The sequence below is a fragment of the Nostoc sp. genome (genome assembly GCF_036917135.1).
In the GTDB taxonomy this organism is placed as follows: Bacteria; Cyanobacteriota; Cyanobacteriia; order Cyanobacteriales; family Nostocaceae; genus Nostoc.
Genome location: NZ_JBALEA010000064.1, coordinates 1 through 22,377 on the forward strand (window position 1 = coordinate 1; position 22,377 = coordinate 22,377).

Genomic DNA, 22,377 nt, shown 5'->3' on the forward strand with positions numbered 1-22,377 from the left:
TTTAGGGGTAGCCCTACGCAAAAATAGCTCGATGCCAGGGATCATAATTTAAACAAAAGCCTCCTCATGATAATTTGAGGAGGCTTTTGTTATTTCTGGGGCGTACTAAGTAAGGACTATTTCTCCATATTTAAGTAGAGTCATCACATACCCCTCTTTTGTCACTTTCCGGGTATTCTGAATAAAAGAATAAAAAAAGAAAACCCTGAAAGGTAAGTAGGGCAATGGATGTAGAATTACAACTCTTGAAACATTTGGCAAGGGATGCTCACCCAACAGTTGCCACCATAGATGAATATTGTGCAGAGTATAAAAACCTGTTTAAAGAAGTAAGAAATTATGAGTGCTTCAAATATTTACATCTGGGAATAATGTCCCAAATTCAAAGAAAATCATTACCAGAGATAGCGAAAGTAGTAAGTATAAACTCTGCACAGTCGTTACATCATTTTCTAGCCAATTCAGATTGGTCAGTAAATAAGTTAAAGCAACGAAGATTAAATAAATTAAAGAAAGAATTAGATGGTCAGGCAATTACAGTAGTAATAGATGAAACAGGAGATAGGAAAAAAGGTAAAAAGACTGATTATGTGGCTAGGCAATATTTAGGAAGTGTGGGTAAGGTAGATAATGGGATAGTTTCAGTCAATGCTTATGGAGTTTGCTCTAACATAACTTTCCCATTAATTGTAAAAGTATTTAAACCAAAAGGAACCCTAAAGGAGTCAGATAAATATAAAACTAAAATAGAGTTGGCATCAGAAATTATTACTGAATTAATCGAATTAGGCTTTAATATTGAATTAGTATTAGCAGATAGTTTATATGGTGAAAGTAGCCAATTTATTAGAAAAATAGCTGAATATAAATTAGATTATGTCGTAGCAATAAGAAGTAATCATGGAGTCTGGTTGCCAGCAGGACAGAGGGTTAGGGCGAATAAGTGGTGTAAATTTGAGAGAAGATTTAGCAATCAGAAATCAGAAATTAGATACATTAGGGAAAGAATTTATGGTAAAAAAAGAGCCATAACTTACTGGGAAATAACTACTGACCCAGAAACTATGCCAGAAAATTCTACCTCCTTCGTGATGACGAATCTTCAAGGGAATTTGAAGAAGACTTTAGGCGATTTATATGGATTAAGAACTTGGGTAGAATATGGGTTTCGACAGTGTAAATAGGAACTAGGCTGGACAGATTATCGTTTCACTAATTTCCAACATATTGAGAGATGGTGGGAGATTATTTTTTGTGTTTACACGATGATTAGTTTAAATTTTCCAGTCTTCTTAGGCTTCAATCAATCTCGTCAACTTGAGACTGAAGCACAAGAAAATAGTGATATTGATTTTTCTAATCATCCGCAATGGAATCATGAATCAGGATGGAAGAATACTTTAAATAATCTGCGTCTCATTATCCAACCACTTTTACTATTTTGGTTAATTTATCCCTGGTTAAGTATTTTCCCTAATTCACAGTTGTTACTGGGATTCAATCATTTAATTGCAGCCATGAATCAATTTAAACCCTTTTATGCTTCTGGATGATTTAGCTCCTGAACTACTTGCTTATTCCGGAGAGTGACAAAAGAGGGGTAAGCTTCTTTGGCTTTAGTTTCTGCTTCTTGTCTGATGGTATTATTAACAGAATGAACGGGAATGGTAAATTCTACTTTAGTCAATCTTCTTTATATCCTGCTCTCGTAAATTGTTCTGGGTTTTGATATTAGCAAAGTCACGACTAGCATCAATAAAAACCACATTCTTATCTATTATCTATTTTATTTCGCTTAAAAATCAGAATCGCCGCCGGGATACCAGTACTAAAAAATAAATTACTCGGCAACCCAATCACCACATCCAGCAAATTCTCTTCAATGAGTTGCTGACGGATTTTACCCTCACTGCTACCCGTCCATTCATTAGGGTTGTTGTTTCAATCATGTGACTAATAAAAGAAACCCCCCTAGCAGACTCAATCCTATCTAGAAATCACAAATTCACCCTGACTTGCACACCATAAATCGCCGGATCGCCAAACCCCGCAGTCACATCAGGAGGTGTGAAAAAGAACCCAAAATATGGTAATTTTGGGCGAAGGCTTAAAATATATTAGTTTGATTATGATTATAATATGATCTTGTCAAAATTGTCAAAGATATCCTGAAAAGCCTACCAAAAAATGATTATCCAGTATTAAATAGTTGTCTATTCTTTGAGTGCTGGCTTTCTAGCCCAGAAAGGGTTTTAAGCTTATTTTTCAACAAGTTTAGCACGCTAAGTACGCAAGAACCGTTTTTCCATGCCAATACACTGCACGGTTCGGGTTCTAACTATTCCGAAATGCCCCGAATGCTGATTCATTATGCTTATAAAGCTGTTACGTATACAACTTGAATTATCAGGGCGCTCATGTTGCCCACCCCACAATCATATTGAAAAAATATTAGTGCAAATTAAAGGCGCAACAGCTTAATGCGGTGTCAAACTCTTATCTTAGTTAATTTGTCAAGCTCACCCTATACCAAATTAGATGAGCTTACCCTGCATCATCTGATGTTTCTTGAATGTCAATTTCCCAAGGTTCTCCTTTATAATCTGGTGAAAAAAGGTGAATTTTGCCTTTGTTAGAAAACTGCTTCAACTTTTTGATGAACTGGGGAATAGCATCGACTATATGCAGATAACTTTCTATGTCATAGCAGATAATGAGTAACATCAGAGGACTAGTATTTATCTTGAAATACCAGTGACAATTTGATAGTAAAACTCGCATAATTGGGCCGCAAGCTTGATAAAATCGCCTGCAAGTAGCTTCTTCTAGTTGCCTGTAGAATAACTCGTTAAGTATAGGTGCTCCAGTTGGAGGCAAATCATCTGCGGGAAGGGGGAATTTATTCATAGTAAATAACTAGGGATTGGGAATTGTTAGTCAAAAAAATACAACGCTCCTGCGTGTTTTCATCACACTATCTATATGTATAGCTGCGGCGATCGCCTTATCCGATTTTGTCGCGTTAATTCTCTGCAATGCACTATGAAGGCGCTCATACAAAACCACCTCAGTATAATTACTGTGCCCTATCTGATGTTTACCCAAAGCAATATCTGGCTCTAATAAAACTGTGTAGCCAATCACCTCGAACCAAGTGAGCCCATATGGTGTAATGACAGATTCTGTAAGGTCAAAACGGCAGCGAAGTTTTCTTGTAACACGACTCGCTTTGGCAGTTGTTTTTTTTTAGCTGTGCTGGATTCATGAAGAAGACTTAATTTGAGTCAATGCAGGAGCTAGGCACGAGCTTGCTGACATTGGTTAGTATATTCACTAATGGACGTATACGGCTTGATACTAATTATCAAAGCTGAAGTTGATCGGCAAGATTGTATTTTGTGTCACTCCTTACCAATATTATTGGTAATGTTGGGATAAACAGTTAGAATTGGCTCTGTATTAATGCTTAACCTTTGCTTCCTGCTCTAAAAACAGGTTGCCAATGTCAAATAAAAGTTGCATAGTACCTCGATAGCCAACTTTGGTGAACTGACCATAATCTAAGCGGTCAAAAATGGGAATCCCTTGACGGTAGAGAGGAATTTTTAAGCGTTGAGCGATCGCCACTCCATGAGAGTTGGTAATTAGCAAATCAGATCCAACCGCCAGTTGCTCAAAGTCTTCCAAATCGCCAATAGTGACGGTGGGAATCGGAAGTTTTTCTAGCAGAGGAAAGCGTGTTGTTGTCACTGCTGAGTGAATCTCAACTCCTAGCGATCGCAAAAAAGCAACTGTTGACCAAAGTAAATCTGGTTCCAGCGCTAAAGAAACTCGCTTGCAACCAAAGTAAAAGTGATTTTCCAACATCACATGTTGTAGCTGACGGCGTTGACGGCGATATTTATCCGGTACGCTAACACCACTGATATCCGCCAATGCTTGCAGGAATTTATCTACTGCTGCTAGTCCGGTTAGTTCACCAAATATCTCATAAGGTATATTGAATCTCTGCTCCAAAATTTGTGCTGCACCCCGCATACTATCACCTAGTGCCAAAGTGAATACAGAACTGCCAATTGAGCGTAACTGTGCCAATGTAGTGCCATTGGCTGTAATGGCACTAGAAGAATCTTCTATATGACCATCTAGTGAGCCAGAAAGGTCAGGTACAACAATAGGTACAAGTCCAAAAGAGGTAACAATCTCTTTGATTTCTTGGACATCCCCTGGTGTGAAGGCAGAACTCGCCAAAATAGTGATTTGTGTGGCACAAGCGTCTTGCTTGGAGTTTTTTTGGGGAATTTCCCTGACTATACTCTCAACTGCACCAGCAAAGCCATCCTGTAACGTACCTTTGAAATCCGGTGTAGAGACAAGCACAATTGGTAAATAATCCAGTTCTGGGTGACGGTGGCGAATCTCCTTAACAAAGCGTCCCATGTCATCACCTCTGGTTTCCACGAGTCCAGTGCTACAAAGACCGATAATTTCTGGTTTGGATCTCTGCACCAAAGTCAAGATTGCTTGTTCAACTCTTTCCTCGCCACCCAAAATCGTTGCAACTTCGGTCATCGCCGTACTGGAAAGGGGAATTGTCTGACGGAAATGCTGTACCAATACCGCCTTAGTCAAAGCAGTACAGCCTTGAGAACCGTGTAATAAAGGCATGATTCCCTTCAACCCCAAAAAGGCTAAAACTGCACCCACAGTTTGGCTTTGCTTCAGGGGATTAACTGCAACAGATGTACTCGTAACGCTAATAATCGCCATCAAATTTCCTCCTCTGGAGAATTTCCTACTTCAAGAGCTTCCCACGGGGCTGGCTGATACACTTGCTCCCACACAGGATTGTAAAAAGCGGCATACAGTTCTCGTGCTACTTCTAAAATTCCTACATACCCTGCATAAGGATGGTTGCGTTCTTGATTAATATCTAGGAATGGAATTCTAGCTGTGAGAGAGGTATCTTGATGGCGTTTATCAGCAATTAACATATCAGCTTGATTTTCGTTAATTATCTGTAAAATTTCTTCAGGACTATTTTGTTCTAGAATTATGCCATCTTGGCCCAGCAAACTTTTGACTCTAATTTTATCCTCCTCATTATTATTCTTAGTAAGAATAGCAATAACTTCCATCCCCAATTTCTTAGCAGCAAAGATAATCAACCAACTCTTGAAACTTCCAATAGAAAGGATAATGCGCTTACCTTGCAATCGAGTGATATACAAAGCGAGTTTTTCATCTATTGCAGCAGTTTCTTCTGCAATTAGTTTTTCTGTACGTTCTTGCAAATCAGAATTACCCAACTTGGCAGCAATATTCCTTAAACATTGGTTGATTGACTCTATACCATAGATAGACTCTTCAATATAGGGAATGCCATATTTTTTCTCCATGCTTTTTGCCATGTTAATTAGTGCTTTGGAAGAAAGCAACACGTTAAGTTTGGCGCGATGGGCATAGCAAACTTCTTTGTAGACAGCATCGCCTGTAATTTTAGCCAAAACTCTAATACCTAATTTCTCCAATAACGGTAGAACATTCCATATTGCACCTGCGATGTTATGTTCACCAATTAGGTTGATGTCATCAGGTGTACTAGTCTCTGGTTCAGCTGTTCCAATAACGTGTTCTAACAAAGCTTTACCAGCGACACGGTTGCCCAAATTTTGATTCCCAATAAATCCAGGGCAATGTACTGGGATAGTGGGTATTCCTGTTTTCTCGGTGGCATTTTTGCAAACTCCCTCGATGTCATCTCCAATCAGGGCGGTGATGCAAGTGGAGTAAACAAATACCGCCGTCGGTTTGTAGCGTCTTGCTAATTCTAAAATGCCTTTGTAGAGCTTTTTGGCTCCACCGAAGATGATATCATTCTCATCTATGTCGCTAGTAAAACGTATTTTGTACAGCATCGAACCAGAAGAGAGGCTGCTGTAACTTCCCCAAATACTAGCAGCACAGCCACTTGGCCCGTGAACTACATGAGCAGCATCAGTGATTGGTACTAGGGTAATCATTGCACTATCAAAAGCACAACTCCCTTGAGTAGTTCCAGGTTGGGGTAATTGTGTGGAGGACTTTTTTTTATGCAGTTTCTGTTGCTGAGGAGCATTTTCGGAATTTGACTCACTGAATGAATCGTTGATTTTTTCTGGCGTGGGATTCATTTGTTTGGTGACAATAGGTAGAATTTGTTAGATGTTAACTGAATTCCCAAAGGCTTTTATAGGACTTTCATTTATTAATGTATCTAAAACATGGAATAAAAGGGAATGAGAAAGATAATTTATCATTCCCTAAAATATAAACATCAACTAGGTTAGAGAAGGAGAAAACAAAAACACGAACTAAACTATTAAAGTATTAATCTTGCTGTGTATACTTTAGTAGATTAGTGTTAACACGGTGATGATAAAATACTCAGAGGTTAAGATTAGCTATTCGATTACCTCCATTTTAAAAGATTGGTGAGAAAGTGGGCGAGAATAGCCCACCTAATATTTACTTTGTATTTAGCACCGGAGTCTGAACAAGAACCTTACTTCTTCTAGCTACCGGAAACTATTTCTACGTTTCCTTTTTTTACTGCTTCTAGTGCTTCGCCTTGAGCGTCTTCTAGCTTTTTAGCAGCGTCTGCTTGGCTAATCATTTTTGCAGCATTTTCTTCACTTTCAAGGATGCCGAATTCAATCAACAAATCTTCTAGCTCATCCATCTCGATGGGTGTGGGAACTGTAAGATTTGTATTGTTGATAATCTTGTCCGCTAATGTGCGGTATTCATTAGCTTGTTTACTGTCAGGTGCATACTCGTTCACTGTCATCCGGCGCAATTCGGCGTGTTGCACGATATTGTCACGTGGGACGAAGTGAATCATGTGGGTATTCAATCTGGCAGCCAAGGTGCTAATCAGTTCATCTTCCCGGTCAGTTTGACGGCTATTACAAATCAGCCCACCCAAACGTACACCACCAGTGTGAGCATATTTGAGAACGCCGCGAGCGATATTGTTCGCTGCAAACATCGCCATCATTTCACCGGAGGTAACGATATAGATTTCTTGGGCTTTACCTTCACGAATTGGCATGGCGAAACCACCACACACAACGTCGCCCAATACGTCGTAAGATACGAAATCTACGTCTGAGTAAGCGCCGTTTTCTTCAAGAAAGTTAATGGCAGTGATGATACCCCGACCGGCGCAACCTACACCAGGTTCTGGTCCACCTGATTCTACGCATCTGATATCCCGGAAGCCAGTGATTACCACTTCTTCGAGTTCGATATCTTCCACAGCGCCCCGTTCAGCAGCCAAGTGCAACACGGTGGTTTGCGCTTTACAGTGTAGAATCAATCGGGTAGAGTCAGCTTTGGGGTCACAACCCACAATCAAGATGCGTTGACCCTTTTCCGCCATAGAAGCGAGGGTATTTTGGGAGGTAGTAGATTTACCGATACCGCCTTTCCCGTAGAAAGCAATTTGTCTAATTTTGCCGTCGGACATGATGATTAATCCTGTAATTGTTTGTTTGGTGAGTCTGTCGATTTATGAGGCGTTGGCACTTTGTGCCTACCGGAGGTACTTGTGCTGTCAAGTTACAGCAGTGACCTGATGTAGAACGTCGTTGGAGGCGCTCGTTCTACAGCAAAAAGAGTCTGAAGAAAAAACATATTCAAGTTTTGGTCAGTTTTCATTGGCCATTAGTCATTGTTTTTTCTGACTAATAGCTAGAGTAATAAGACATCACTCAAGGAATATTGCAAGTATTACTATCCGCTTACTCAAATGATTTCTCTGGCGGTAGTAATACCAATTGCAAAAAAGAAAGCTACAAATTCCAAGCTGGAAACTCAAATTCAATCCGAATTACGAATTCAGCATTATCAGTTGTTGTAATCTCCTGAAGGTTGCTCATACCTAAAGAATGGTTGCAGCAGGAATTTAAATTTACGCAGAGTTTTCCTTTAACCACGCAACCAACCATTGCAATCCACTCTAAACAGTCGCTACAACTTCACCAATTTTACTGATATCATAACCGCCAAGAATTTCAAATTGTGAGTGAACCATCCGATGTCCCAAAGTACTGAGCAACTGCTGTACAGGTGCTTCTTCTAAATATTCCTTGAGAATCACCAAATCATATCGTGACTGATGTAAAGGGATAAATCCCAGTCCAAAAGCGGTAGCTACAGATGCCGTACTCATACCTGCATCGGCAACTCCTCTGACTACAGCTTGGGCAACATCTTGGTGACTTTTGAGTACATTGTCAAAGCCCTGAACAGCATCGAACGGTATCTGCTCCTTTTGGAGTGTTTGTTCCAAAAGCATCCGACTACCAGAACCTATTTCGCGGTTAACAATAGTCGCTCCCCCAGCCACTAAGTCGCTAACTGTTCTAATTCCCATTGGGTTCCCTGACTTCAACAAAAGTCCCTCCTCCCAGACACCAAGGGTAATCAGAACTGCTTCCCTCCCAGCCAAAACATCTCGAACAAAGGGAGTATTATACTCACCAGTTTCAGGATCGTACAAATGCATCCCAGCGATGTGCGCCTCACCTCTGCATAGACTGTGTAATGCAGCCATGCTATTGGCGAAGTTATATTGGACTCGCAGTTGGGGATGCCAGCGTTCGGTGGCTCTTGCCCATAATGAAATTACAGGCGCACAACCAGCAATCACAACGGTATTGTGAAGTGTGTCGAGATTATCGTCTAGTAACCTGACTCGAACTTTATTTGTACCTGTAAGGCTTGTGCCTTCACCATCAGCCGGAATCATGTCTTGGCGAAAAGCATCCTTACCAATTAAGGGGTAAGCTATCCATTGTCCTCCCACACGAGCCATGCTAACTCGTAGTTGCTGACCATTAGGAACAGGTTTAGCAAGAACGGCTTCAATTTCAGGTAAATCTCGCTCTAACCAGAATAGATCCTCAACTTGACAGCCAAGCGCTTTGGCCAAGCGAAGTGTGATGGCTACTGAGGGAGCATATAGTCCCGACTCTACACCACTAATAGTCTGACGAGTTACACTAGCGATGTTAGCCAAGTCTTGTTGGCTCATGCCTAAGCGAGTTCTAATGGACTTCAAGTTATTACGGAGGTCACTATCCTGCTTCATTGGCTTTGTCTCTTAGTTTCAAAAAGCCGTAGCGGATTTAAACATTGCATCTGCCAAGGCGAAAGTCTAGTCTTTGAGTTTATATTTCTCTTTGACGACATGACTGTGCTTTCGCTGTCTTGATTCCCCATATAAAAAGACTATCACAGAAATTGCCAGTTTGCTTGCGAAGCGCAAATTATTTTTGCGGGTGGTTACTTTTTAGCACCTTTTTTGGCTCAAAAGCCCGAAATTACAATAAACAGAGCATTTGTTTAGTACGAAAGCGCTACCAACTTAATTGGTAAAAATTAGCGTTTAATACAGGACAAAATTTTGCGGTTCTCAGGCAAATTGCAGTCAATCTTTTAGATCAAGACAAGCACGTGAAACTTGGGATAAAAAATAAACAATTTCTTGATTTACGTGTTCAACCGCAATGGGAGCTTGTCAACTTATTTATTACATTTGAATTGGCGACGATTTATTTTTAATAATACTGTTTTTTCGCTCCAAGGTAATTCGACAGACTGGTTGTGATTCCATAACTTGTTTTTCAAACAACCTCTAAGAGGACTTTTGCAATAGGTCTATTCAATGAATCACTGAAGATTCAACTTAAATTCATCAAACTTTAATACTTTCGAATCAGGCTTGCGAGTATCAAAACGATAACTACTTATGGTACCAGTCCCCGTATCAAAGATACTAAAAACTGTAATATCATTACTCGCAATATAAGGCATCGGCTTTCCATTTTCGCCCAATAAGGGAGAAATTGTTGGTACTATCGGTTCTAACCCATTAGGATCACCAATCTTAACATAATCTTCTTGATATCCAATTGGCACTTCTCGCTTTCTCTCACCCCAAGCAGCACTGTAAGTATTACCCACATTAGATGTTTCTAGAAAGTGCATTCCACTGGGGCTAACAAAACGGTTCCATAAATGGGAATGCCCATAGAATACCAATTGCACATTAGCCGCTTCAAGGATTGGGACAACATCGCGGATAATATAATCTGCGTCTTTGGGGTATTCGTAACGCACTGCTTTGATATTATGATCATCCCGTTCAATTATTTGTACTGGTTCTGTATAAGGAGGAACTATATTATCACCCAAAGTATGGGGTGGATGATGGAACATTACAACTTTGTATTTTGCTTGTTTAAACTCAGGGCTGTTGAGTTCTGTCTCTAACCAATTAGACTGCTTACTGCCTTTAGCAATTGGCTCATAAATTAGCTGTCCATAACCCCAATTTTCAGGATTATTTAAATCATTTTCGGCTTCTCGATATCTACCCTTATGCTTTCCATCTAGCTTGGGAGTGCGCCACATATTGGTAGCGAACAGTACCACCAAACGCACATCACCAAAGCTAACTGCATAATACCTTTTTCCACCCTCTTTACTTTTTGGTAAAGAGAAAATCTCTTCATAAGTATTAGTATTAAAAGAATTGTCTATTAAAGAGTTGTCTGGGTAGATTTTGTGAGCAACGACACGGGGAATTGTATCATCAAATTCACCATTTAAACTTCCTGTCCTGGCAAAGCGCCCCATCACCTCATGATTGCCAATGCAAGTAAACATGGGTGCGTGTTGAATTATTTGTCCACCAGTGTAGGTTGTCTTAACGTCGTTGTGCGTCATTTCATATTTAGCACGACCTTGTAAACCGGGAAACAAGGCACCACCACTGTTATCATCAAACCATTCTGAGGCGCGATCGCTAACATTGACCAAATCACCAGCAAACCACACTCCATCAACTCGTCCCACTGTTTCTACCACCTTTTGCAGATTTGCAGATGTCATCGGCTTTAACTGATGGTCAGAGGTAAGTAAAATTTTTAGTGGTGTATCTAACTTGGGAGTAGCTGCGAGGGTAAAAACATCACTATTAACACTCTCGCCCTCTTTTCGCGCACTCGTGACACGATAGTTTACCCGCACACCAGGAGTTAACCCAGTCACCTCAGCCTCATGTCGCCAAATATCACGCTGGACGGGTTTTTGATAAACTTGTCCGTCCTTGGTTTGGTTTGCAACTCTTGATTCCTGGTCTTCACGCGTGCGAGTGAGTTTGGTAGTATTTGCCTTTGCAGTGTGTTTGAGATTTTCCCCGTAGCTTACTGTGTGATTAACACCAGCAAACTCAGTAAACCAAACTACTTGCACAGAGGTTTCAGTTGGTAGTTGCAAAAATGGGTCGGTGAGCAGTTGGGGTGCTGATGTCATAATTGATTGCCCAAATGAACGCACGCTTACTAGACTAAAGCATATAACAAGCACGAGCATACCCACTAAAAAGGTTTTACGGCTGCTTACAGCGATTTTCAGGCAAATAAACCACAAATAGACCTCTCTCCTCCGAGGAGAGAGGCTTTGATTTTCTCCCCTTCCCTTGTAGGGAAGGGGCTGGAGGTTAGGTCTTGTCTGATAATTGTGGTTTAAATACATGAAAACTGCTTAAGCCTCTGAGCATGAGTAAATTTTTGACTTGCTAATGACTAATCATTTCTTGAGAAGTTAGGATGAAATCATAATCAAACTTAAGTTGAGATATTTCCGGCTCAGGCAAGTAAAAGAATCAAACATTTCCTGAAATTTTACCAATTTATAGTAAATTTAAATTACCAATCCTATGTCAAATCGTCATTATCCTCCCGCCTACTTACGCTATCTCAGAGCCAGGTTATGGAATCTTGGGCGACCTGCTTTTTGGGGAACTGCAATTTTTTTATCTTTAGTAGGGCTAATAACCTGGGAATACTGGTCAAACCCAGATATCTTCGTTTATAAGCAAAAAAAACCAGTCGTTTCACAACAGCCTGCGGATTCCTCTCTGTCAGAAGAAAACAGAGCGATCGCAGCAGATATTGATAACTTGCCAGTTTTATTTAATGACTTTGAGCAAGGAAGTCTTTCATCAACGGCAAATACCCCGAAAGAAAAGACTGAGGCAAAAAAGAGTACAGACTTATTAGATGATATAGCTAGCAAGCAAAAGCCTGATAGTGATACCAAGTTAAATCCTGGTTTAGCCGTTAATAGCGACAACTCTCCAGAGTTAAAAAACCCCTTTGTTGTCGAAACACAAAATTTATTGCGTACTGGGACAGGTGATAATAATAACCAGTTTCTAGGTCTCAAGACCTTAAATGCACCGTCTGAAACAGCAGGGGGAGAACAAACATCCTCTGGTCTGGGTATTGGATTCACTAATCAAACCAACAAAAATCAAAATTCTCTTCCTCTCACCCCTCTGCAAGGGGCGCTCAACCAATCGACAAATCAGAAATTGTCTAGCTTCAATGGTACCCCAACTCAGACAAATACCTTGGGGCAAGTTTCTGACCCAGGAACAACGTTAATGCCACCTATCAACAGCTTACCCAATCAGAATTCTCTACCAAGTAATGGGTTAAATACTGGGACAGGTTACACGTCAACGGGGATGAGCATACCACAAAATCCCTACGGTAATTTAAATAACGGTCAGGTATTGCCAAGTAATCGGTTAAATACTGGTGCAGGTTATACGTCAACGGGTACGAACTTACCGCAAAATCCCTACAATAATTTAAATAGTGGTCAGGTAGTGCCTAATGTAGCACCAATAACACCCCCAATCACTACACCTTACTCTAGCCCGAATCTGAGTCAAGGCGTTGTCACACCCACAAACTCTGCGGCATACGGGAATTATGGGTTGCAGCAACCAACGCAACTACCACAATCTAATTATGGGAATTATGGGTTGCAGCAACCAGCGCAACCATCACAATCTAATTATGGGAATTACGTGCAGCAGCAACCAACACAGTCTAATTCCTTATATCTTCGCCAACTTCGAGACAAGTATAGAAGTCCGGGTCAAAACTGATTTTAACTGAATAAAGTTCAGCTAAGGAGATTGTGGGCTATTTGGAATAATGGGAACCTCTGGCGTTTCGGGTTGTTGCTTTTGGCGTTGCAAATATTTACTCAATACATAAGCCATATCCCCACGGGTGACGGGTTTTAATGGAGAAATATTGCCTTGAGCATCTGTGTTAATAAATCCCTCGGTAACTACTGTAGCGATCGCTTTTCTCGCCCAATCTGGGATAGACTTTTCATCTGGATGTGTAGCCAAAATCTCATTCACCGCGTCATCGGGAAACTGAAATACACCATAAGCCTGGGCAAAAATAGCCAGAGCTTCTGCCCTTGTCACCTTTTGGTTAGGGAAGAATTCATCGCCGCGATAGCCTTTCATGATGTCAGTTTTTAAGACTATCTGTATATCATTAAATGCCCAATAAGAACGAGGAACGTCTGGAATCGCTAAATTTTCTTTAGTAATAGCTTGTCTTTTATCTAGCCGAAATGTTTTCACCATAATCGACGCTAATTCTGCCCTACTCAGTAACCTTTCTGGATAAAACTTGCCATCAGAAAAGTTTGTCATCCATTTGGCAGTAATTACTTGTTGAATGGAATCAGATGGGATTCCAGAAGTAGTTTCTGTCCCTTGAGCAATTGCTGGCAAGTTTTGTAGTAGTGCTACCAAAGATAAAGTAATTGAAAGCTGACGCATCACCATAACCACTTTTAGCTGCTAACGTGAATTTAAAAAACTACGTTACTGAGGTTAACGCAAAATTTGGTATTCCTAATAACCTGTAACTCAGTTAGTGACGAATTTAGTGTGGGCAATGTTGCTCCAGCTATGTAAGGTGTGGCTATCAACTTTAAAAATTAGGACTGTGTTCAGAATCCCAGCACTTCCCATTATTCCAAATTCTACCAGTGTGTTCACATTCGGATTTATCGTCAATCCAAGGAATTGAAGTAGGGTGAAAGGAGCTAGATATAGGAGTAAGTGAAGACAATACAGAAGAAAATATAGTGTAGCTAGAAGTGGATAGAATGATTAGAAATCCTATGAGGAACAAGATATTGGCAGGAGTCCAAAAAGGATATAAACTTTTTTCAGAACGTAAACGCACTTGAGAGCGACGTTCTAAACCTGCTAGCAACACCAGATAAAACCTTAATTTGGGAATTGGTACTGAAACTCTTATATCTAAAGGATGACGTGTCCAACCACGAGAGGCAAAACCACTTTTTATCGCTTCTAATTGCTCCACCGTAAAGGTATTTGCTACTTTCGGGTCAATTTCAGCGAAAAGTTGCTCAAAAGTCTGGTAAGTGTACTGAGTTTTGCTCATATTTTTGTATATTGCAATACATTACTCTACCACTAGTCATCTCCTTTGTCCGGGATAATATGATGTTTTATTTTTTGTCAGTCCCTAATCAAGGAAATAGAAATTAGCAAAAACTTGTTTTTTACCTTTCATCTTTTGGCGTTATCTGCCCACTACTATGGACTATAGTCAGTTTTTCAGGAGTTTTGGCAATGACCGCAGCAGCAGATCCCGTAAAGTTGATGAAGCAAGAAGTTGGCAAAGCCGCCGCCGCCTTAGTCAAGTCGGGTTCCATTGTGGGGTTGGGTACGGGTTCAACTACAGCATATACGATTCAGTATTTAGGCGATCGCCTCAAGTCTGGTGAACTCAAAGATATCATTGGTATACCCACCTCCTTTCAGTCAGAAGTGCTAGCGAAGCAGTACGGCATCCCTCTCGCCACCTTAGATGCTATTGACCACATCGATATTGCCATTGATGGGGCAGATGAAGTCGATCCACACAAGAATTTGATTAAAGGCGGTGGTGCAGCACATACCCGCGAAAAAGTTGTAGATTACTTGGCAGAACAGTTTATTGTCGTGGTAGATAGTGGTAAGTTGGTAGACCGCTTAGGTTCTAGTTTTCCTGTGCCTGTGGAAGTGATTCCGATGGCAATTACTCCCGTAACCAATGCCATCAAAAAACTCGGTGGCAAACCAGAACTCCGCATGGGTGTAAGAAAAGCTGGCCCAGTGATCACTGACCAAGGTAACTTTGTCTTAGATGTCACATTTGACTCTATTGAAGATCCAGCCGGACTAGAAAAGACATTAAATAACATTCCCGGCGTTTTGGAAAATGGTATCTTCGTTAACTGTGTCGATTTAGTTTTAGTTGGAGAAGTCAAAGATGGTCAGCCATTAGTGCGACAACTGTAAGAGTTATAGATTTTGGATTTTAGATGTCTCTGAAATCTAAAATCCAAATCTTCTTTAAATTCATCGTCTTCATCGTCCCAATATGCGTAGTTTACCAACCTAGGCATCGCAGCTTTGCCCCCATCTTGCTCAATAATTATTAAATCGCCCTTTTCGCCTAACTCTGCGTTAATGAATCGTGAAGTTTCACCCCATTCTTCAAAAAGCCTAATTTTAGCTCGCGTAGTTTGGAGACATGCAAAAAATAAAACGCCCAGCCGTTTCAATGATATTGTTGGCAAAAGTCCCAACTGGCCATTTTATTACTTGTAAGTGACCTACTGGGCGTCTTATTCTCTTAGAAAAACATAGGCAGATCGCTAGAATCGAGCGCTAGACGATGACATTAGTACCGACTACCAGATTTGTAGCGGTGAAATTATTCAAAGTTGCAAAGGTATAAAAATTGTTACTCAAGTAGGCAAACTGAACTTCTGTAGAAGTACCCGATTGCACAAACCGCAGATAACCATCTGAGATAGGATTGCTGCTAATGTAGCCTCTACTCTTAAACAAGTCAGTAAGGATTAACTTATCCTCGCTTTTATTAAAGTCAGTGATTGTATCACCATTGCTAAGGGTTTGGTAGATGAACTGGTCATTACCGCTACCGCCAGTCAGCGTATCACTAAAATCACCGCCAATGAGGATGTCATTACCAGCACCTCCAATGAGGCTATTATTACCATCACCACCAAGCAGGGTATCATTACCATCACCACCAAGCAAGGTATCCTTACCAGCGCCACCGCGCAGCAGGTCGTTACCACCCTTGCCGTCGATGCGGTCATCGCCCCCTTGACCATTAATCACATCTGCTGAGTTGTCAAAGCCATTGACATTGTTGTTCAGGTCATTGAGAAATGTGACTGTGTTCTTGTTGAAGATAGCGTTTTGGGTGGAGTTGGCATCCAAAACATCAAAGCTTTCACTAATGCTGGTTTGCCCATTAAACAGGATATTGCCCACTGCCGATACGTTCTCTAGGTTTTCCAGGGTAAAGTTTTGGAGGATAACTTTGTCATCAGCTACCCCTTCAAAGGTGATTTCCAGATTGTTAGCATTCTGGGTAAGTAGCAGATTTCTGGCTGTGAATCCAGCACCTTGGAATTTGAGGATATCCACTTCGGCAATGATTGCTGCTGATGGATTTGAGCCTTTACCTAGCCCACCGAAATCGGTAATGGTATCAACACCGTCACCTAAGTTGTAAACAAATTTATCTTTGCCACCGCCACCAGTTAGGATGTCGTTGCCTTGATTACCTGTGATGGTATCGTTCCCGGCTTGAGCGTTAATTATGTCACTATAACTGTTGCCCACTAAATTATCAGCGCCATTGGTTCCATTCAGTCCATTAAACTCTAATGCACCAATATCAACTTTACCCTGAGAGATTCTGTTAAATGTACCACCCCGTTGGTCAGTGGTGATACCTGCTGGAATCAAAGCATTATTGCCAGCGTTAATGGCGGGACTATCCGCAAGTAAGGCATTAGTAAAGGTTGTACCACCATTATTTTGCAGGGGGCTGAGTCTTGGATCAATGGGGTTGGTTTGGGTGCCGACAAGGGTACTGGTGGTAAAGCCAGTGCTACCTGTGTTGTCGCCAATTAGGTTATTACCAGCGTTGGTGAAGTTGCCGGCAACGTCGCGGGAATTAGCGGAATCGCGCGGACCTGGGTAGAAGTTGCCTGCAATGATGGTATCGCCAACGATAACAGTGCCGCCATTACTGACAACACCCCCACCGTTACCAATAGAACCGTAAAAGCCCTCTGCTGTATTATTGGTAATGGTGTCATTGGTGAGGGTGAGAGTGCCACTGTTCAAGATGCCGCCGCCGGTGTAATATACACTATTATCAGAGACAGTGCTGTTAATCAGGCTAAAAGTACCTGAGTTAGATATGCCACCGCCGTCTGCCGCTCTATTATTAGAGACAGTGCTGCTAGTGATATCAACAGTGCCTAAGTTATAAATGCCACCGCCGTAAGATGGGTAGGGGTCAGGGCCTCCCCGTTCAAGACCCGTAGCGAACGCACTATTATTAGAGATAGTGCTGTTCTTTATACTGAGCTTGCCTGTGTTGAATATGCCGCCGCCATAGGCTGTGTTGTAATCGACGTTTGCATTATTGCTTGAGACAGTGCTGTTAGTTAGGCTCAGGTTGCCTTTGTTAAAGATGCCGCCGCCTAAAGACGACCCCCTATTGCCAAAGACAGTGCTGTTAGTCAGGCTGAGAGTGCCTCTGTTAAATATGCCGCCTACCTCCCCTCTATTGCCAGAGACAGTGCTGTTAGTCAGGCTGAGGCTGGTATTGCTATTGAGCAAAATACTGCCTAAGGGATCGTTAGCATTAGCAATCTTCAAACCATCAATGTTGGCATCTGTCCCAGAACCCGATATCTCGAACACGCCTGATGAATTATTCCCACTCACAATGAGGTTAGATGCCCCAGTCCCCAAAATGGTAATATCATTGGTAATGGTTAATTTGCCAGAGGTCAGGGTGATGATATCTGGGGTGGCATCGGTGAACACGCCCGCAAAGGTAATCGTATCTGCCCCAACGGTCGCATTGGCATTGAGAATAGCCTGCCGTAATGACCCTGAGCCAGAATCGTTGGTATTAGTCACCACTGTAGTAGTATTAACAGGTGGCGGGGTGATGGGAACCTGGACTTCGTAAGCACCAATATCAACAACACCGTTGAATATCCGGTTAAATCGAGTGCCGCGTTGGTCAGTGGTGACACCAGTAGGAAGTAGGGAATTATTGCCAGCATCAATCGCGGGGCTTTTCGCAAGTAACGCCTGGGTAAAGGTTGCACCACCGTTATTTTGCAGCAGTCCGAGTTTGGGGTCAATGGGGCTAGCACTTGTGCCGACGAGGGTGCTGGTGGTAAAGGCAGTGCTACCAGTATTATTGCCAATCAGGTTATTGCCGGAGTCAATCAACCCACCACTCACGTCGGGGTGTATATCAGCGGAGGTGGACTTGTCGAAGTTGCCTGCAATGATGGTGTTACTAACCCTGTCGTCAACAAAGGAAGTAAAGTAACTATAAACACCCCCGCCATTGCCAGTACCATCACCATCTGAGTCAGCTGTGTTGTTATTAATTGTAGTGCTGATTAGGGTGAGGCTGTTGTTACCGACATAGGCTCCGTCATTGTATATGCCACCGCCATCCTCTAACGCTGTATTGCCAGAGATGGTGCTATTAGTTAGAGTAGCTGATCCGAAACTATAACCACCATCATTTCCGTTAAAAATGCCACCGCCGGAGGTTGCCCTATTGCCAGAGACACTGCTGTTAACTAGGCTGAGAGTACCGCCTTGATTATAGATGCCACCGCCGGAGTTTGCCGTATTGCCAGAGACACTGCTGTTAACTAGGCTGAGAATACCAGTTTTACCAGAAGAAGCGTCATTAAAAATGCCGCCTCCGGCAGTATTGCCATTAAAAATGTTGCTTCCCCCGGTATTGGCATAAACACTGCTGTTAGTTAGGCTGAGAGTACCACCATTATAGATACCGCCTTGCGTATTGCCAAAGACACTGGTGTAAGTAAGACTGAGGATGCCGCTATTATAGATGCCACTTCCTGCTGTATTACCAGACACACTGCTTTTAGTTAGGCTGAGGATGGAACTTCTATTAACCTTAATACTGCCGCCAGCGATCGCCAAGCCATTGATGGTGACACCTGTCGCTAGTCCCGATATCTCGAAGACTGGAGAGGCATTCTTTCCATTCACAGTCAGATAAGATGTCCCAGTCCCAAAGATGGTAAGATCGTCAGTAATGGTCAATTGCCCAGAGGTAAGGTTGATCGCATCTGGGGTGGCATCAGTAAAGATTCCGCCGAAAGCGATCGCATCATTCCCAGGAGTCGCATTAGCTAAGTTAATTGCCTCCCGAAGAGTAGTGATGCCGTTGTTTGGATCACCATCATCTGCGTCTCCGGTATTATTTACCGTAAACGTCGCCAGCACTCCCGCGTAAGCCTGTCGCGCCGTTTCTGTAAATGCTAAAATCACTTCCATCTCAGCAGTGCAGACTTCTAACTCCCAGTTACCGCCTAATGCTGCATTGCCAATCTGCTGAGGCGAAGCGGCAATATTGGCTCCCGTGAGTTGGTGTAGTTTTTCGACAAATTCTGCTCCCGCATCACCCAAAGCGACATTGCAACCATAGATGAGTAGGTTCCACGAGTTATTGCTTTTAGCAGAGGCTGAAAATATCTTCTGCCATTGTTGGAGTTGCTGGCTGTACTCGTCGAGGTTATCAAGTCCTAAATGGCTGTTGCCCAATTTTAAGCTACCGGGGGCACCGTGGCACACAATATGAATGTTAGTCAAATTCGAGCCATGTCTAAGGACAAGCCCCTGGGTGTCTACGCCACTGGCCAGAATTTGCGTAATTTGTTCCACACCGTTCTGTGTCGAATCAAGCACAAACACTTGGGTATTATCAAGCACGCCATTGACTAAATCACTATAGTCTTCAACGGCCATATCGATGAAGACTATACTCTGGCTATAGGAGGTGGAAATTGCCGGATTTGCTTGGAAGTGTGAGGTATGTAGCGTTGCCATTTTGTTACTTCGAGCTAAGGTTATGAGGGAAACTCAAACCGATTCCAGCCTTGTAATTACAGGATTTTCACACCACAACCGAGAGTTAAACAATTAGATATTTACTAATCATTTTCCCTTTCGTTGCTATCATCTAGCAATTTGTCGCTTTTGTAAAGCAATAAAACTTTAGCGTATCTTCATCCAGAATTGGTATTAGCCCGTCTTCCGCTTTCGGCTTGCCGCACTCCCCGCGTTATCATCTGAGAAAGATAAAACTGTTGTGATCATGGGGAGGTCTTTCTCACTTCAGGTATTCCAACAACTAAATTATCCCCTAATATAGACAGGCAAGAACCCTGCCCTATAAGAAATATGGGAAAATTTTTGGGAAATCCCTCAAGACTCAGGACTCGCTACTTATCTGCTCACTCAGGACTCAGGACTCTTTATGTTAGCAGGCACAATTTTGCAGGATGGAAAATATACCCTAATTCAAGAAATAGGGCGGGGTGGCTTTGGCATTACGTTTAAAGCTACGCATCACTACTTGGATCAGGAGGTGGTGATGAAAACCATCAATGAACGGCTGCAACAACATCCTGATTTTGCCAAATTTGAGCGCCAATTCCAAGATGAAGCCAGACGATTAGCTACGTGTATCCACCCAAATATAGTCAGAGTTAGTGACTTTTTTGTGGAATCTGGACTGCCTTACATGGTGATGGAATACATTCCTGGCGAAACCTTGGGAGACGCATTTGTATTACCAGGAATACCAATGCCTGAAACCACAGCAATTCATTACATCTGGCAAATTGGGGCAGCCTTGCAGGTAGTACACAACAATGGTTTGTTACACCGAGATATCAAACCAGATAATATTATTCTTCGTCAGGGAACGCAGGAAGTAGTATTAATTGATTTTGGCATTGCCAGAGAATTTAATGGCAGTGTGAGGCAGACTCATACGGGTTTAGTTTCTGAGGGTTATTCTCCCATTGAGCAGTACTTGACGCAAGCAGCACGCACACCTGCCACAGATGTTTATGGTTTAGCAGCAACCTTGTATGCACTGTTGACAGCCCAAGTTCCCATACCAGCATTATTGCGCGATCGCGAACAAATGCCTTCCCCCCGCGAACTGCAACCACACTTGAGTGCTGCTGTCAACCAGGCGGTAATGCGCGGTATGGCGGTAGAGTCTCGTTTTCGGCCAGCGACGGTTGCTGAGTGGTTACAACTGCTACCTGGAAATGGGTTGCATACGACACCGCAAGCTTTAGCTACTTACGCGGTGCCAACTGTCAATTTATCTGCACAGCAGCCAGCAACTGTAATTGGGAAAACTGCCCAAAATCGGATTAATAGACCATCTGCGTTAGCGCAGCCCAACCCAAGCATGGCTAAGGGATCAGTAGTAGCTAAAAAGCTGGGGTCATCACAGGTACTTATTGGTATAGGTGTAGCTCTAGTTGCGGCTACAGCAGGTTTTGGGATCACGAGCATATTACCCAAATCTCCGCAACAGCCAACTACAAAGCCGCTTTTTGAACAGCCAACCCCAGAACCAGGCGCGAAAGTGCCTAACTTCGATAGAACATCTTCACCCGAAGGTGAAGATACTAACACCACCTCAAGAACCGAAACAGCACCTGCGTCTAATTCCAAGCAGCGCCGGCGGAATCGTCGTTCTCCCCAGCAAGAATCTTCCAGCCCCAGCCCTACAGGACAATTGCAACGGGGCAATTCCGAACAATCTACACCTGCACCGAGCGTTTCACCCACACCCTCGCTAGTGGAGAAACTACGGGCGATCCGCTCATCTCGTAAGGCTTCACCCGCACCATTCCCACAAAATAACTTACCCGCCTCTAGTCAAAATTCTCCCTTCCCTCAACCCGTGAGTCCGTCAAAACCTGTGGTTATACCAGCAGCACCATCAACGGAATCGAAACAATCAGATCCTTCTGCTGTAGTAGTACCAACGGTGGAAAAGCAAAATTCACCAACTAATAGTCAACCCCAGAATGTTCACAAGTTTGAGGAAAAGCCACAAGATGATAATAATTAGTACTTTGTCAAGTTGGTTTTGAGGGTTTGTAGTAAGCACTTTAGTGCTTAGAAAATAAGGACTAAAGTCCTGACTACGAACTTGCTTACCCATCTATTTAAACTTGACAGACTACTAGTAAATTTTAGATTTTGAACTTTGAATTTTGGTGAAGCAGCGTAGTGAGTTAACCACCACGCTGGCTCCTATTAACTAATTCGTCATCTTTTGAACGGAGAGGGGGGGATTCGAACCCCCGTTGAGTTTCCCCAAAACGCATTTCGAGTGCGTCACCATCAACCACTCGGACACCTCTCCAGCTATATATTCAGACATTTGAATATCTATTCAAGATTCAAATGCTGTTAAGTCAAGGAAATCTTAATGTATTTCCTGAAATATTATAGCATTATTGCTTTTTTTGCGTCACGCAATCTTCCAGGAACGCCAATGGTCA

General features: G+C 42.3%; 14 protein-coding genes, 1 tRNA gene and 2 pseudogenes. 4 read left to right on the forward strand and 13 right to left on the reverse strand.

Annotated features, from left to right (window positions below; all coding sequences use genetic code 11):
- The first annotated feature begins 224 nt into the window (after positions 1 to 224).
- Positions 225 to 1,553: pseudogene (locus V7K50_RS19435) on the forward strand (IS701 family transposase).
- Here the strand turns inward: V7K50_RS19435 and V7K50_RS19440 are convergent.
- From V7K50_RS19440 to V7K50_RS19475, 9 genes and pseudogenes are all read right to left on the reverse strand, one after another.
- The gene (locus tag V7K50_RS19440) at positions 1,538 to 1,687 is read right to left on the reverse strand and encodes a hypothetical protein (RefSeq protein WP_334962821.1); all 150 of its coding nucleotides are present in this window, start codon (positions 1,685 to 1,687) and stop codon (positions 1,538 to 1,540) included. The pseudogene V7K50_RS19435 and the gene V7K50_RS19440 overlap by 16 nt on opposite strands.
- 83 nt (positions 1,688 to 1,770) lie before the next feature.
- Positions 1,771 to 1,908, reverse strand: a pseudogene (locus V7K50_RS30770) (N-6 DNA methylase); the annotation flags it as partial.
- A gap of 636 nt (positions 1,909 to 2,544) precedes the next feature.
- A complete protein-coding gene (locus V7K50_RS19445) occupies positions 2,545 to 2,907 on the reverse strand; it encodes a hypothetical protein (protein ID WP_334962823.1) in 363 nt (120 codons plus the stop codon).
- 30 nt (positions 2,908 to 2,937) lie between these two features.
- Positions 2,938 to 3,144 carry a hypothetical protein gene (locus tag V7K50_RS19450; protein ID WP_334962825.1) on the reverse strand — a complete coding sequence of 69 codons (207 nt, stop codon included), beginning with the start codon at positions 3,142 to 3,144 and terminating at the stop codon, positions 2,938 to 2,940.
- A 315-nt stretch (positions 3,145 to 3,459) separates the two neighbouring features.
- On the reverse strand, positions 3,460 to 4,770 hold the full coding sequence (gene nifN / locus V7K50_RS19455; protein WP_334962827.1) for a nitrogenase iron-molybdenum cofactor biosynthesis protein NifN: 1,311 nt from the start codon (positions 4,768 to 4,770) through the stop codon (positions 3,460 to 3,462).
- Positions 4,770 to 6,173, reverse strand: a complete 1,404-nt coding sequence (gene nifE / locus V7K50_RS19460; protein ID WP_334962829.1) for a nitrogenase iron-molybdenum cofactor biosynthesis protein NifE — start codon at positions 6,171 to 6,173, stop codon at positions 4,770 to 4,772. Before nifE ends, nifN begins: the two co-directional genes overlap by 1 nt.
- A gap of 380 nt (positions 6,174 to 6,553) precedes the next feature.
- Positions 6,554 to 7,510 carry a nitrogenase iron protein gene (gene nifH, locus V7K50_RS19465; RefSeq protein ID WP_174709898.1) on the reverse strand — a complete coding sequence of 319 codons (957 nt, stop codon included), beginning with the start codon at positions 7,508 to 7,510 and terminating at the stop codon, positions 6,554 to 6,556.
- Between the two features lie 492 nt (positions 7,511 to 8,002).
- Positions 8,003 to 9,136, reverse strand: a complete 1,134-nt coding sequence (locus V7K50_RS19470; RefSeq protein WP_334962830.1) for a substrate-binding domain-containing protein — start codon at positions 9,134 to 9,136, stop codon at positions 8,003 to 8,005.
- A 581-nt stretch (positions 9,137 to 9,717) separates the two neighbouring features.
- Positions 9,718 to 11,364, reverse strand: coding sequence for a metallophosphoesterase family protein (locus tag V7K50_RS19475; protein ID WP_334962832.1), 1,647 nt, complete (start codon positions 11,362 to 11,364; stop codon positions 9,718 to 9,720).
- Positions 11,365 to 11,770: 406 nt separating this feature from the next.
- On the opposite strand from V7K50_RS19475, the gene V7K50_RS19480 reads away from it, so the two are divergent.
- Positions 11,771 to 13,012 (forward strand): hypothetical protein, encoded by a 1,242-nt coding sequence (locus V7K50_RS19480; RefSeq protein ID WP_334962834.1) that lies wholly within the window; start codon positions 11,771 to 11,773, stop codon positions 13,010 to 13,012.
- Positions 13,013 to 13,033: 21 nt separating this feature from the next.
- Here the strand turns inward: V7K50_RS19480 and V7K50_RS19485 are convergent, their stop codons facing one another.
- The gene (locus V7K50_RS19485; protein WP_334962835.1) at positions 13,034 to 13,708 is read right to left on the reverse strand and encodes an S-layer homology domain-containing protein; all 675 of its coding nucleotides are present in this window, start codon (positions 13,706 to 13,708) and stop codon (positions 13,034 to 13,036) included.
- Positions 13,709 to 13,862: 154 nt separating this feature from the next.
- On the reverse strand, positions 13,863 to 14,342 hold the full coding sequence (locus V7K50_RS19490) for a hypothetical protein (protein WP_334962836.1): 480 nt from the start codon (positions 14,340 to 14,342) through the stop codon (positions 13,863 to 13,865).
- A 191-nt stretch (positions 14,343 to 14,533) separates the two neighbouring features.
- On the opposite strand from V7K50_RS19490, the gene rpiA reads away from it, so the two are divergent.
- Positions 14,534 to 15,244: a ribose-5-phosphate isomerase RpiA gene (gene rpiA, locus V7K50_RS19495; protein WP_334962838.1), complete on the forward strand. Its 711-nt coding sequence runs from the start codon at positions 14,534 to 14,536 to the stop codon at positions 15,242 to 15,244.
- 372 nt (positions 15,245 to 15,616) lie between these two features.
- Here the strand turns inward: rpiA and V7K50_RS19500 are convergent, their stop codons facing one another.
- Positions 15,617 to 19,888, reverse strand: a complete 4,272-nt coding sequence (locus V7K50_RS19500; protein ID WP_334962840.1) for a DUF4347 domain-containing protein — start codon at positions 19,886 to 19,888, stop codon at positions 15,617 to 15,619.
- 430 nt (positions 19,889 to 20,318) lie between these two features.
- Here V7K50_RS19500 and V7K50_RS19505 point away from each other — a divergent pair, with 430 nt between their 5' ends.
- On the forward strand, positions 20,319 to 21,941 hold the full coding sequence (locus V7K50_RS19505; protein ID WP_334962841.1) for a serine/threonine protein kinase: 1,623 nt from the start codon (positions 20,319 to 20,321) through the stop codon (positions 21,939 to 21,941).
- A 212-nt stretch (positions 21,942 to 22,153) separates the two neighbouring features.
- Here the strand turns inward: V7K50_RS19505 and V7K50_RS19510 are convergent.
- Positions 22,154 to 22,238, reverse strand: a tRNA-Ser gene (locus V7K50_RS19510).
- Between the last annotated feature and the right edge of the window lie 139 nt (positions 22,239 to 22,377).